The sequence below is a fragment of the Pseudoclavibacter terrae genome, assembly GCF_008831075.1.
GTDB lineage: Bacteria > Actinomycetota > Actinomycetes > Actinomycetales > Microbacteriaceae > Pseudoclavibacter > Pseudoclavibacter terrae.
Map to the genome: position 1 here is coordinate 1085711 of NZ_WBJX01000001.1, position 12336 is coordinate 1098046.

12 protein-coding genes are annotated in these 12336 nt (G+C 69.3%); 8 read left to right on the top strand and 4 right to left on the bottom strand.

What is annotated here, in order from left to right; genetic code table 11:
* The first annotated feature begins 69 nt into the window (after window positions 1-69).
* A complete protein-coding gene (locus tag F8O03_RS05010; protein ID WP_167516479.1) occupies window positions 70-756 on the top strand; it encodes a FadR/GntR family transcriptional regulator in 687 nt (228 codons plus the stop codon).
* A 61-nt stretch (window positions 757-817) separates the two neighbouring features.
* On the opposite strand, the gene F8O03_RS05015 is transcribed toward F8O03_RS05010, so the two are convergent.
* On the bottom strand, window positions 818-1558 hold the full coding sequence (locus F8O03_RS05015) for an SOS response-associated peptidase (protein WP_151422857.1): 741 nt from the start codon (window positions 1556-1558) through the stop codon (window positions 818-820).
* 69 nt (window positions 1559-1627) lie between these two features.
* Here F8O03_RS05015 and hisC point away from each other — a divergent pair, with 69 nt between their 5' ends.
* Both hisC and F8O03_RS05025 read left to right on the top strand, forming a co-directional pair.
* The gene (hisC, locus tag F8O03_RS05020) at window positions 1628-2695 is read left to right on the top strand and encodes a histidinol-phosphate transaminase (RefSeq protein WP_151422858.1); all 1068 of its coding nucleotides are present in this window, start codon (window positions 1628-1630) and stop codon (window positions 2693-2695) included.
* A complete protein-coding gene (locus tag F8O03_RS05025) occupies window positions 2692-3981 on the top strand; it encodes an ATP-binding protein (RefSeq protein ID WP_151422859.1) in 1290 nt (429 codons plus the stop codon). Before hisC ends, F8O03_RS05025 begins: the two co-directional genes overlap by 4 nt.
* A 181-nt stretch (window positions 3982-4162) precedes the next feature.
* Here F8O03_RS05025 and F8O03_RS05030 read toward each other — a convergent pair whose 3' ends face one another.
* Window positions 4163-4546, bottom strand: a complete 384-nt coding sequence (locus tag F8O03_RS05030) for a hypothetical protein (protein ID WP_151422860.1) — start codon at window positions 4544-4546, stop codon at window positions 4163-4165.
* 215 nt (window positions 4547-4761) lie between these two features.
* On the opposite strand from F8O03_RS05030, the gene F8O03_RS05035 reads away from it, so the two are divergent.
* Entirely contained in the window at window positions 4762-5562 is an 801-nt protein-coding gene (locus F8O03_RS05035; protein WP_151423113.1) for a carbon-nitrogen hydrolase family protein, read from the top strand.
* A gap of 4 nt (window positions 5563-5566) precedes the next feature.
* On the opposite strand, the gene F8O03_RS05040 is transcribed toward F8O03_RS05035, so the two are convergent.
* Complete coding sequence (locus F8O03_RS05040; RefSeq protein WP_151422861.1) at window positions 5567-6772, bottom strand: aminotransferase class I/II-fold pyridoxal phosphate-dependent enzyme; 1206 nt, start codon at window positions 6770-6772, stop codon at window positions 5567-5569.
* 140 nt (window positions 6773-6912) lie between these two features.
* On the opposite strand from F8O03_RS05040, the gene F8O03_RS05045 reads away from it, so the two are divergent.
* Complete coding sequence (locus F8O03_RS05045; protein WP_151422862.1) at window positions 6913-8229, top strand: S1C family serine protease; 1317 nt, start codon at window positions 6913-6915, stop codon at window positions 8227-8229.
* 24 nt (window positions 8230-8253) lie between these two features.
* On the opposite strand, the gene F8O03_RS05050 is transcribed toward F8O03_RS05045, so the two are convergent.
* Window positions 8254-9150 carry a hypothetical protein gene (locus F8O03_RS05050; protein ID WP_151422863.1) on the bottom strand — a complete coding sequence of 299 codons (897 nt, stop codon included), beginning with the start codon at window positions 9148-9150 and terminating at the stop codon, window positions 8254-8256.
* Between the two features lie 131 nt (window positions 9151-9281).
* Here F8O03_RS05050 and F8O03_RS05055 point away from each other — a divergent pair, with 131 nt between their 5' ends.
* The 3 genes from F8O03_RS05055 (at window position 9282) to F8O03_RS05065 (ending at window position 12253) form a co-directional block, all read left to right on the top strand.
* Window positions 9282-10337: an ABC transporter ATP-binding protein gene (locus F8O03_RS05055; RefSeq protein WP_341872788.1), complete on the top strand. Its 1056-nt coding sequence runs from the start codon at window positions 9282-9284 to the stop codon at window positions 10335-10337.
* Window positions 10313-11884, top strand: coding sequence for a hypothetical protein (locus tag F8O03_RS05060; RefSeq protein ID WP_151422864.1), 1572 nt, complete (start codon window positions 10313-10315; stop codon window positions 11882-11884). Before F8O03_RS05055 ends, F8O03_RS05060 begins: the two co-directional genes overlap by 25 nt.
* A gap of 78 nt (window positions 11885-11962) precedes the next feature.
* Window positions 11963-12253, top strand: coding sequence for a DUF3039 domain-containing protein (locus F8O03_RS05065; protein ID WP_104253865.1), 291 nt, complete (start codon window positions 11963-11965; stop codon window positions 12251-12253).
* Window positions 12254-12336: the final 83 nt, after the last annotated feature.

A 12336-nucleotide genomic window follows, 5' to 3' on the forward strand; every position in this document is an offset into this window, starting at 1 on the left:
CGCACGATGCAACCCTCACCGCGGCCGCCATGTCGCGGCTCGGACCCTCAGGGATGGCACGATGTCTCCATGAGCATGACGCGCGCCGAGGAGATCGCCAGGGTCCTGGCCGACCGCATCGTCGAAGGAGTCATCGCCCCCGGTGACCGCCTGCCGAGCGAGGGCGGCCTCGTCGAGGAGTTCGGGGCGAGCAGGACGGTCGTGCGTGAGGCGCTGCACCGCCTGCAGTCGCGCGGCCTCGTTCGCACGCGCGTCGGCTCCGGAAGCTACGCGCTCACCCCTCCCGTGCCCACGGCGGGTGACGACTGGCTCGGGGCGCACACCGAGGCTGAGCGCGCCGAGCTGCACGCGTTCCGCATCGCCGTCGAGGTCGAGGCCGCCGCGCTCGCGGCGCGTTCCCCGTCACCCCAGGAGATCGCCGAGATCGACGCAGCCCTCGACTCCCTCGCGCAGGCCACCCTGCCGAGCGAGACGGTCGATGCAGACTTCGCGTTCCACCGCGCGATCGCCGCAGCATCCGGCAACCGCTACTTCCTCACGGCCCTCGACCGCATGGGCGCTCGCGCCATCATCCTGCCGCCCGCGCGCATCTCCGACAGAGAGCGCAACGCCGCGGACTCGGCCGCCGTGCTGGCCGAGCATCGGGCCGTTGCCGACGCGATCCGCCTCAACGACCCCGTCGCCGCCGCGGCCGCAGTGCGCACGCACCTCTCGGCATCGACGGCCCGACGAGCGGCGCGCGAGTCGAGGGCGTGACCCGCGCGCGGCTCCCCGCGCAAGCGCAGCGGCCCGCAGGCCCGCGGAGCCGCGGGTCCGACTAGCCCTGGGACGACACCGGGGCCATGAGCTGCGGCCCCGAGCTCGCGACCCGGCCCACCTCCGGGCCCACCTCGTGCATCACGAGTGTCGAGGCCAGCTCCACGCCCGCCTGGCTCGCCTCGTCGAGCAGCCCCTGCGAGCCGACCACCGACTGGTCCAGCCACTCGTCCCACAGCACCCGCGGCAGCATGAGGGGCATGCGGTCGTGGATGCTCGCGAGCTCGCCCGTCGACCCTCGCGTCAGGATCGTCGTCGAGAGCACCCAGCGGGACGGGTCGTCGCCGGGTTTCGTCGGGTCAGCCCACCACGAGTACAGGCCAGCAAACGCGATCAGGTCATCGCTCCGCTCCGGATGGATGAAGAACGGCGTCTTCGAACCGGCCTTCGTGCCATCCGCCGTCTTCCGCCACTCGTAGTAGCCGACCGCCGGCACGATCGCACGCCGCTGCTTCACCGGGCCGCGGAACGTCGGCTTCTCCAGCACCGTCTCGATCCGCGCGTTGAACGCCTTCGACGAGAAGCTCGGATCCTTCGTGAACGGAGGGAGCAACCCCCACCTGGCGCGCTCGACGCGGCGCACCGCATCCCCGCCGCCCTTCGGCTCCGGCTCGACGACAACAGGCACCGGATCCGTCGGAGGAGTGTTGTACGACGGCTCCGGCAGGTCAGCGCCGAGCGCCTCGATGTCGAAGAGCGCCTCGACGTGCTCAACTGCTGGGGTGACGTAGCGACCGCACATGACTCAACGCTACGACGCGGGAACCCACGACGCGCGCTCCGAGCTTCGGATTCTCTGTACGCTCAGAGCATGGTCAAGCAGCGCAGCGCCCTCGAGCGCATCCCCGCGTACAAGCAGGGCGCCATGCCCAGCACCAGCGACGTCGTGAAGCTCTCCTCCAACGAGAACCCCTTCCCGCCCCTCGCCTCAGTCCGCGACGCGGTCGCCGCCGAACTCGAGCACATCCACCTCTACCCCTCGATGGCCGCCCCAGAGCTGACCACGCGCATCGCGAAGCTGCAGGGCGTCGCGCCGGAGAACATCGTCCTCGGAGCCGGGTCCGTCGAAGTGGCGACGCAGCTCGTGCAAGCCAGCGCAGGAGAGGGCGACGAGGTGATGTTCGCCTGGCGCAGCTTCGAGGCCTACCCCATCATCGCGATCGGAGCAGGCGCGACGCCCGTGCAGGTGCCGCTCACGCACGACGAACGCCACGACCTCGACGCCATGGCAGACGCCATCACCGAGCGCACCGCCATCATCTTCGTCTGCAACCCCAACAACCCGACGGGCGCGAGCCTCACCCACGCCGAGGTGCGGTCCTTCCTCGACCGCGTCCCGAGCGACGTGCTCGTGGTCATCGACGAGGCCTACGAGCACTTCAACAGAGACGCCGAGACCGCCATCGGCATCGACCTCTACCGCGAGTACCCCAACGTCGCCGTGCTCCACACCTTCTCCAAGGCCTACGGCCTCGCCGGCCTCCGCATCGGCTACGCCGTCGCCCAGGCCGACGTCGCAGCCAACCTCCGCAAGGTCGCCGTCCCCTTCGCCGTCTCCGCCCTCGCCCAGACCGCCGCCTCCGCGTCGCTCGACGCCGAAGCCGAGCTCGCCATCCGCATCGACGACATCGTCGCCGAACGCGACCGCGTCACCTCGGAGCTCCGAGCCCAGGGGTGGAACATCGGAGACTCCCAGGCCAACTTCGTCTGGCTCAGACTCGGCGACGACACCACACGCATCGACGCCGCCCTCACCGAAGCCGGCGTCCTCGCCAGGGCATTCGCAGGCGAAGGCATCCGCATCACCATCGGCTCACCGGACGCCAACAGCCGCGCGCTCACCGCGCTCGCGGGAGTGCATGCGGGGGCACGAGGATGAGCACCTGGCGCATTCGCGACTTCCAGCCGACCGACATGGACGCGCTGCTCCGGCTCTGGGAGCAGCATCGAAGCTCGGGGACCGAGCCGGTGTACGGGCTCAGCGAGGTCATCGCGTCGACCCGAAAGGACACCGCCGTCGTCGCGGTCGCAGGGGAGAAGATCGTCGGCGTCGCCGTGGCGCGAGCAGCCCACGACCAGGGCTGGATCGTGTTCTTCGCGACCGACGACGAGTGGCGCAGGCGCGGCATCGGCGGCGCGCTGCTCGCATCCCTCGAGCAGCGGATGGCCCAGCACGGCCTGCAGAAGCTCACGATCCTCGTGCCGGACGAGCAGACCCAGGTCGGCGCGCTCACGAAGGCCGGCTTCGCAGACAAGCGGCACCTGCGCTACTTCGAGCGGGAGATCCGAGTCAAGCAGCAGGAGATGGTCGCGCTTCGCGAGCTCGGCGGACGCATCCTGCCACCCGACCGCTGGGATGCGATCGGCGGAATGCAGCACGAGAAGGACGTGCTCGAGCGTCGCCTCGTGCTGCCCCTCAGCGACCCTGACCTCGCCGAGGAGTACGGGGTTGTGCCACCACGCGCCATCGTGCTCTTCGGCCCTCCCGGCACGGGCAAGACGACCTTCGCGAAGGGCATCGCCTCCCGCCTCGGGTGGCCGTTCGTCGAGGTCTTCCCGTCCAGACTCTCCGCGTCACCCCGGGGCCTCGCCGGCGAGCTGCGCGAGACGTTCGAGCAGGTCGAGTCGCTCGAGCACGCCGTCGTCTTCATCGACGAGGTCGAGGAGATCGCCTCGCACCGAGGAGGAGAGCCGCCGTCGCCGACGCAGGGCGTCACGAACGAGCTCCTCAAGATCATCCCCGCATTCCGCGAGAAGCCGGGTCGTCTCCTCATCTGCGCGACGAACTTCATCCGAGCCCTCGACCAGGCCTTCCTGCGCCACGGGCGCTTCGACTACGTCATCCCCATCGGGCTGCCGGACGCCGCAGCGCGTCGGGCGATCTGGGAGCGGTACGTGCCCGAGTCGGTGAGCGACTCCGTCGACGTGCCTGCGCTGGTCGAGCAGACGAGCGGGTACTCGCCGGCTGACATCGAGTTCGCCGCTCGCCGCGCCTCGCAGGTCGCCCTCGAACGCGCCGTCGCGGCCCGCAACTCGGGGGATGTCGTGCCCCTCGGGCCGACCACGGACGACTTCCTCGCCTCCATCGCGTCGACGCGCACCACCGTCTCCTCCGATGTCGAGCGCGAGTTCGAGGAGGACATCCAGGCGATCGCACGCGTGTAGCGCAGGATCGCTGTCCAACTTCAGTGCGATATCGGGGCGGACGCTGCGTTTTCGGGCCAATCGGCCGGATATCGCACTGATGTTGGTCACAGGTGCGACGGCCGGGAGGCCAGCAGGACCTTCGGGAGACAGACGAGGGGCCGGATGCGATGCATCCGGCCCCTCGTCCGTGCAGCTGAGGCTAGGCCTTCTTCGCTGCGGAGTCCTCGTCGTCCGTGGTGATGTCGAAGTCGTCGACCTCGTCGTCACCTTCAGGGTCGAGCTCGGCCTCGACCTCGTCGAGGTCGTCGTCTTCGTCGTCGGCGTCTTCGAGTTCGCTCTCGATCTCGTCGATCCACTCGTCGAGCAGGTCTTCAGCGGCCTCGTCGTCTGCGGCGGTCTGCACCTCGAGGGTGCCGTCGCCCCACAGGCGCGAGGAGACGCGGACGTCGTCGGTGTCCTCGACGGCGTCGTGAGCCTCGGATTCGTACTCGTTGGCGATCTTCGCGGCTTCGTCTTCGGATTCGGCTTCGATGACGAGCGCCGAGACGACCTCGTATTTCAAGAGCACGGCGTAGGTAGGCATGGGGCGACTCCTCGTGACAGCGAGCACACCGCTCGCAGAATGAAGGTACTCGTGACGGTGCGCGCAGACAAGCCGGGGCCGGTGCGTCGCGGGTGACACGTTGGTGAAGACTTCCCGACCGGTGCAGCTCACCGTAGGCTCGCGTCATGTCTTCCGACGCTCGCACCCCCCTTGAAGCACCCCTCGGATCCCCTGACGGTGGCCAGCAGCGTCCGATGCTCGGCGTTGCTGTCGCGCAGTATGCGCCAGGCGCGGACCCTGCCGAGAACGAGCGGCTGCTGCGCGAGCACGTCGCCATCGCCGCGGGTCGGGGCGCGCGGCTCGTCGTGGTGCCCGAGTACGCGAGCTTCTTCCTCCCGGACCTCGGGGAGGAGCTCGTGCGCCAGGCCCAGAGTCTGGACGGGGCGTTCGTCTCTCGGATGCGATCGCTCGCCGTGCAGCATGGCGTCGCCATCGTCGCCGGTCTCGTCGCCGAGTCCGAGGATCCGGGCCGGTTCGCCAACACGCTCGTCGCGGTTGATTCGAACGGCGAGGTCGTCGCCCAGTACCGCAAGGTGCACCTGTACGACGCGTTCGGCGCGAAGGAGAGCGACTGGGTGGTCCCAGGTGAGCTCTCGGCGCCGCAGACGTTTGTCGTCGGAGGCGTTCGGGTCGGCCTGCAGACCTGCTACGACCTGCGCTTCCCCGAGGTGACGAGGACACTCGTGGATGCGGGCGCGCAGCTCATCGCCATCCCCGCCGAATGGGTGCGCGGCCCGCTGAAGGAGCACCACTGGAAGACGCTGCTCGCTGCGCGGGCGATCGAGAACACCGTGTACTTCGCGGCGGCCGACCACCCCGCGCCGATCGGCGTGGGGCACAGTGCCGTCGTCGATCCGCGCGGAGCGACCCTCGCCGGTGCGGGTGTCGACCCGGGCGTCTCCATCGGTTGGGTCTCGCTCGACGTGATCGATGCGGTGCGGGAGCAGAACCCGGCGCTCGAGCTGCGGCGATACCGAGTGCTGCCGATCGACTGAGCTTCTACCGGCTGAGTTCGCCGAGCCGGTCGAGGCGGCGCATGCCCTCCTCGAGGACTGCGTCGCTCTTGCAGAACGCGAAGCGCACCAGTGAGCGGTAGTCTCCCTGCCGCTCGGGTGTGCACAGGGCGGCCACAGGGATGCCGACGACCCCGATCTCGCGGGGGAGTCGACGGCACAGCTCCGTGGCATCCGTGTAGCCGATGCTCGCCGCATCGGCGATGGCGAAGTAGCCAGCCGAAGGGGTCGCAGTCTCCAGGCCCCGGCTGCGCAGGGCGGTGACGAGCAGGTCCCGCTTGGCTCGCAAGCGGTCGCGATCCTGGTCGAAGCGCGCGGCCGGAAGCCGAAGGCCGACGGCGATCGCGGGCTGGAATGGCCCACTGCCCACGTAGCTGAGGTACTGCTTGACGGCAAGGACCGCCTCGATGAGCGTCGCGGGGCCCGTCACCCAGCCCACCTTCCACCCGGTCACGCTGAAGGTCTTGCCTCCGGACCCGATGCTCAGCGTCCGCGAGGCGGCGCCGGGCAGGCTCGCGATGGCGACGTGCTCGCCATCGAAGACGAGGTGCTCGTACACCTCGTCGGTGACGATGATCGCGTCGTGGCGAGCCGCGAGCTCGACGATGAGCTGCAGTGTCTCGCGGCGGAGAACCGCGCCCGTGGGGTTGTGCGGGGTGTTGACGACGATCAGTCTGGTTCGGTCGGTGACGGCTCGCCTGAGCTCGTCGTGGTCTGGCTGGAACTCGGGCCACCGGAGGGGCACGGTCACCAGTCGGGCGTCGGCGAGGTGCGCGAGGGCGCCGTAGGCGTCGTAGTGCGGTTCGAGGACGACGATGTCCTCACCGGGCTCGACGAGGCCGAGCACCGTTGCCGCCAGCGCTTCGGTGGCGCCGACGGTGACCAGCACTTCGCGGTCAGGGTCGAGCGAGACCCCTCGGAAGCGGAGCTGGTGCTCGGCGATGGCAGCGCGCAGATCTGCGGTGCCCCTGGGCGGCGGATACTGGTTCTCGCCACGGGAGATCGCGTCGATCGCCTCGTCCAGCAGCTCCTGCGGACCCGAGTAGTCGGGGAACCCCTGGCCGAGATTCACGGACCCGGTGGTCCGCGCGAGTTCGCTCATCTCCCCGAAGACGGTGCCCTGCAGCTCTCCGCTCGGTGAGAGGAGGCCAGCACCCTGGGCTGCCCGAAGCCACGGTCCATCTCTGCGCATGCATCCAGTCTGTCATCGGCTGAGTCACGATCGAATCTCGAACTGCGACGTGCCGCGGAAACCAGAGCGTCCACTCCGCCTGCTCCCTAGACTGGCGCCACCGATGCGCCCCGACGCATGGAGCGAACGTCAGGATTCACATGCTCGACACACCTTCCCCTGCCGGCGCCGACGCGACGAGCGCCGACGCGCCCACGAAGGCTGCGCAGCAGGATGAGCATGGGCGGCACCGCGCGGGTGCCCACCTGCACTCCATCCACGACGATGCGCCCGTCGTGACTCGACGCATCGGGCTGCTGCTCGCGGCAGGCGTCGCCGTCGTGGCTGCGGTTGTCGGGGGTGTGAGCGGTGCGCTCATCACGGCGAATCTCATCGGCGAGCCCAACCAGGACGCGCAGCGTCTCACGCAGCCGCTCGGGTCCCCGAGCGAGCCCACGGCTCCGCTGCCGGGGGAGGCAAGCGGCGCGATCGCGTTCGCCGCTCCGAGTGTCGTCACGCTGACGGTCTCGACGCCGACCAGGACCGAGACCGGGTCTGCGGTCGTGTACTCGGGCGACGGCCTCGTCATCACCAACGCCCACGTCGTGACGCTCGACGGCACGGTCTCTGATGCGCAGATCACGGCGACGACCAGCGACGGTCGGGTGTTCACCACGAGCCGCGTCGGACTGGACGTGCTCGCCGATGTGGCCGTGCTGCGCTTGACCGGGGCAAGCGGTCTCCAGCCGGCCAGGTTCGCGGACTCCGACCAGCTGATCGTCGGGCAGTCGACGATCGTGCTGGGCGCGCCGCTCGGGCTCACTGGCACGGCGACGACCGGTGTCGTCTCGGCGGTCAACCGCAGCATCGAGATCGCGTCGGCGGCGGTCCCGCCGACGGTTGACGAGAACGCCGCGACCGATTCTCCGCTCAGCTCGACGGCCGATCCGGGCAAGAGCATCGTCCAGCTGCCCGTCATCCAGACCGATGCCGCCATCAATCCGGGAAACTCGGGCGGTGCGATGCTCAACGCCGAGGGCGAGGTGATCGGCATCAACGTCGCGATCGCCGGCACGAAGCCCGGCGGTCAGGGGCAGGCGGCCTCGAGCGGCAGCATCGGCCTGGGGTTCGCGCTGCCGGCGAACTATGCGGTGCAGATCGCGGCGCAGCTCGCGGAAGGCCAGACGCCGTCGCACGGCGCCCTCGGTGCGACGGTCCGCAACGCGGCAACCGTGGCGACGAGCGGGCAGAGCATCGTGGGCGCCTACGTGGACAGTGTCGTGGAGAACGGTGCGGCTTCGGTCGCCGGTCTGCGTCGGGGCGACGTCGTCACCTACATCGGCACGATCCCCGTGTCGAACGCCAACGACCTGATCGCGCACGTGCGCGTGTACGAGGCGGGCGAGGAGGCGACGCTGACGGTGGTTCGCCAGGGAGAGGTCATCGAGATCGAGGTGTCCCTCGACGCTGCCGCGTAGGCACCCCGGGGCTTCTCTCGCCCGTTAGACCGAGGTGTCGTCGTGCTTGTCCTTCCCGCGGGTGAGGGCGAGCGGGACCCGGAAGAAGGAGAACGGCCCGCGCGTCAGCGCCTTGTGGTCGTCTCCCGCGTCGCTCTTGGGTGGAGCGTAGGTCGGGTGCAGTTCGATGGGGAAGCTGGCCGGTGCGACGCCGAACGCCTCGCGTGCTGTGCGCACGACCTCGTTGCTGAGCATCCGGTTGCCGGCTCCGCCGATGACGGCGCCGATCCCGAACGGGACGAGTCGCCCGACGGTGCTGGCCGACTGCCGCACGACGAACCTCTTGAGGAACATCGATTGGATGCGTCCGGAGAGTTCGCCGACCATGGCGCGCGGGAGGCTCTTGGTCACCATCTCGCCCCAGAAGACCTGCTTGGTGGGGCCCTTCCCGAAGACCTGGCCTGCGAACTGCTGGATGAGGTTCTTGCTCGCCTTGCCGAGCATGAGCGACTGGATGAGGGTGCGTGCGCGGACGGGATCCGAGATGGGGAGGCCGTGGATCTCGGCGACGGCCTGCCCGAAGAGGGAGGTCATCTCGAGGAAGCCAGCGGTCTCGACCCCGGTGACGGCGAGTGAGGCCGCGGTTCCGACGCCGGGAACCATGGCTGCGGCGCCTGCGGCTCCACCGCTGACCGTGGTCGCGTTGAGGTACTGCTGCTCGATCTTCTTGATGAGCTCGCTCGGTGTCGCGTCCGGGTATTTGCCCCGGAGGATGCGGATCTGCCGGACCACGATCGGGCGCTGGATGGCCATGAGGCGGTCGAGCCAGATCTTGTCCTGTTCGCCGGGCGCCGCGCCGGTCTGCTCGTCGCGAGGCGGCAGGGGCGCGTAGGTGGTCGCGTCTGCGGCGTCGTCGAAGCGCTGCGTGCTGGAATCGGACACTTGACCTCCTTGTGGTGGCACCGCCCCGGGTCTTGCAGGGGGCGACGCGAGCAGTGTATGAGGGGCCGCCTGGGGAGAGCTTGGAGCTCGCGGGGCGGCGCGCCACGCCGGATCGTTGGTACGGTTGAGCGATGTCTTCGAAGAGCTCAGACGTCGGCGATGGCACCGCCGACGATGTGAACGAGAGTGCTGCCAGCCCCGACGTGCCGGAGGGCGACGCGAGTCGACCCCAGCCGATCATGGTCGAGGCGATCGTCGTCGACGACACCGTGACCGTCTCCTCGCTGGCGGAGGAGGCGACTGCGGAGCAGGAGACCGGCCTCCCGGCCGCCGTCAGGAACCCGGTGCTGGGTGCCGCGACTGCCGAGGGGCTCTCGACGATGACGCCGGTCACCCGCGTCACGGAGGCTCCGGATCGTGAACTCGGCGACACCGTCCTGTCGGTCAACGGGCTCACGAAGCGATTCGGTTCCGATGTCGCGGTGAACGATGTCACGTTCGAGGTTCGTCGCGGCTCCTTCACTGGCATCGTCGGGCCGAACGGCGCGGGGAAGACGACGACCCTGTCGATGGCGACGGGATTGCTGAAGCCCACGAGCGGCAACGTGGAGGTCCTCGGCCTCGACGTGTGGAAGAACCCGAAGGCCGCGCATCCGCACATCGGCATCCTGCCTGACCGTCTGCGCCTCTTCGACCAGCTCACGGGCGGGCAGCTCCTCTACTACTCCGGGCTCCTTCGTGGGCTGTCGCCGGCTGACTCGCGTGCGCGCACCGAGTCGCTCGTGCACGCGTTCGAGCTCGAATCGGCGGCGAACCGGCTGGTCGTGGACTACTCGGCTGGCATGTCGAAGAAGATCTCGCTCGCAGCGGCGCTGATCCACTCGCCTGAGCTCCTGGTGCTCGATGAGCCGTTCGACACGATCGATCCGGTGTCTGCGGGCCAGCTCATCGACATCCTCCTCGAGTACGTGCAGCGCGGCGGCACCGTGCTGCTCTCGAGCCACAGCATGGACCTCGTGCAGCGCGTGTGCGACCACGTCGCCGTCATCGTGCGGGGCGAGCTGCTCGCTTCCGGCACCGTCAGCGACGTGCGCGGCAGCATCACGCTCGAAGAACGCTTCCGCGACCTCGTCCGCGGCACGCCACAGATGGAGGGGCTGGATTGGCTGGACATCTCCTTCAACTGAAGCTGCAGTCGATCCGCAACGGCGCTCGACGCGATTCGCAGCATCGGGGGGCGTGGATCGGCACGCTGCTGCTCTCGATCGCCTTCGCGGTCTTCGCGGTGCTCATGGTCGTGTCGATGCTGGATTCGGACATCGAGGCGAAGCGCGAGAGCGCGATCATCGTCGGCTCGCTCGTCACGATCGCGACCGGCCTCGTGAGCGTCTTCGTGACGCCGGTCGCGGCCATCGACCCTCGGTCGCTGACCGTCATGGGCTTCTCGCCGCGGCGTTCCGCGTGGCTCGCTCTCGGGACCGCCTTCGTGAGCGTGCCGTCGTTCGCGATGACCGTCGTGCTTCTCGCCGGGCTGCTGCTCTGGGCGAGTGCTGGCACGGCGCTCCTGGTCGGTGTGGTCGGGGCCGCGGTGGTGCTCGCGACGCTGGTCGTGCTCTCTCGTCTCGCTGGGCTCGTGGGTGAGGACCTGCGAGCCAGGCGGCTTGTGAGTGATGCTCGCGCCGCGCTGGTTCTCGTGCTGCTCCTGCTGGCTTCGCCGCTCGTCTTCGTCGCCGTGTCCGTCGACTGGCAGCTCGGGCAGCACGACGCGATCAGTGCCGCGCTCGAGGTGCTCTCGATGTCCCCGATCGCAGCGCCGTGGGCCGCCGCTGCGAGCGCTGCCGGGGGAGACCTGCAGCTCGCGTTCGCGCAGCTCGGCATCGGCGCCGCGACCCTCCTGGTCCTTCTGGTCCTGTGGCAGGTCATCGCCGGTCGGGTCGCGTCTGCGGCGCTCGGCGGTGACGAGACCGAGCTGGTCGACCTCGGCGTGTTCGGTGCGTTCGGTCGGTCGCCGGCCCTCGTGGTCGCCGCCCGCACGGTCACGTACTGGATGCGCGACCCGCGGTACGTCGTCGTCAACGTCTCGATCATCCTGATCCCGCTCCTTGCGCTCATCCCGCTCGCTGTCGTCGGCGTCGAGCCGAGGCATCTCGCGCTCCTGCCGCTGCCGCTGCTGGCGTTCTTCATCGGGTGGACGCTCCACAACGACCTCGCCTTCGACGGCTCGGCGGTGTGGATGCACGTGACGAGCGGCATGTCGGGGCTGTCAGACCGGTTCGGTCGCGCCCTGCCGACCCTGGTGTTCGGCTCGGTGGTCGTTCTGCTCGGCGCGGTCATCACGTGGCTGATCGTCGGTGACTGGGGCACGATCCTCGCGCTCGTCGGGCTCTCGCTCGGTCTGCTCTTCTCGGCGACCGGGTTCTCGAGCATCGGCAGCGTGCTGCACCCGTACCCGGTGGCGCGCCCCGGTGACTCGCCGTTCAGCCAGCCGGTCCGCTCCTGGGGGTCCGGCGTGTTCTGGCATCCGACGACCGGCTTCATCGCGATCCTGCTCATGGGCCCCGCCGTCTACGCGGGCCTCGTCGCGCTCAACGGCGGCGAGTCGTGGTGGAACTTCGTGGCTCTCGGCTGGGGGCTTGTCGTCGGGCTCATCGTGCTGCTCGTAGGCCTGCTGGCGGGGGCTCGCCAGTTCGAGCGCCGCTCGAGCGAGATCATGGCCTTCGCGCAGAGCGCGTAGACCTCGCCTGTTCTTCCAGAGGCGCCACCGGGTCGTGCATCCGGTGGCGCCTCCGGTTTGCGCTCTAAGATGTTCGGCATGACGTTCTCCAGCACCCCAACGGGCCCGGGCGGGCCAGACGAGACCGGCGGCGGCACGGCGATCCTCGACCGAGAGCTCGAGAAGCTCCTCAATGAGGAGCAGACCGATGACCCGGGCGACCACGACAAGTTCTCGCACTATGTGCGCAAGGAGAAGATTCTCGAGTCGGCTGTGACGGGCAAGCCCGTGCGCGCGCTGTGCGGGAAGAAGTGGCTTCCGAACAGCAACCCTGACCGCTTCCCGGTCTGCCCGAACTGCAAGGCCGTGTACGACAAGATGAAGGGCTGAGCCCCCTCACCGGCGATCGGGCTTCTGCCGGATGCACGACGGCCGCGAACCCGGAGACGGGTCGCGGCCGTTCTGCGTGGCGG

Bases quoted from the DNA above. Each gene is read 5' to 3' on its own strand.
- F8O03_RS05030 (WP_151422860.1), bottom strand. From the start codon at position 4,546: ATGCCTACCTACGCCGTGCTCTTGAAATACGAGGTCGTCTCGGCGCTC.
- hisC (WP_151422858.1), top strand. From the start codon at position 1,628: ATGGTCAAGCAGCGCAGCGCCCTCGAGCGCATCCCCGCGTACAAGCAG.
- F8O03_RS05035 (WP_151423113.1), top strand. From the start codon at position 4,762: ATGCTCGGCGTTGCTGTCGCGCAGTATGCGCCAGGCGCGGACCCTGCC.
- F8O03_RS05065 (WP_104253865.1), top strand. From the start codon at position 11,963: ATGACGTTCTCCAGCACCCCAACGGGCCCGGGCGGGCCAGACGAGACC.
- F8O03_RS05040 (WP_151422861.1), bottom strand. From the start codon at position 6,772: ATGCGCAGAGATGGACCGTGGCTTCGGGCAGCCCAGGGTGCTGGCCTC.
- F8O03_RS05025 (WP_151422859.1), top strand. From the start codon at position 2,692: ATGAGCACCTGGCGCATTCGCGACTTCCAGCCGACCGACATGGACGCG.
- F8O03_RS05055 (WP_341872788.1), top strand. From the start codon at position 9,282: ATGTCTTCGAAGAGCTCAGACGTCGGCGATGGCACCGCCGACGATGTG.
- F8O03_RS05010 (WP_167516479.1), top strand. From the start codon at position 70: ATGAGCATGACGCGCGCCGAGGAGATCGCCAGGGTCCTGGCCGACCGC.
- F8O03_RS05015 (WP_151422857.1), bottom strand. From the start codon at position 1,558: ATGTGCGGTCGCTACGTCACCCCAGCAGTTGAGCACGTCGAGGCGCTC.
- F8O03_RS05045 (WP_151422862.1), top strand. From the start codon at position 6,913: ATGCTCGACACACCTTCCCCTGCCGGCGCCGACGCGACGAGCGCCGAC.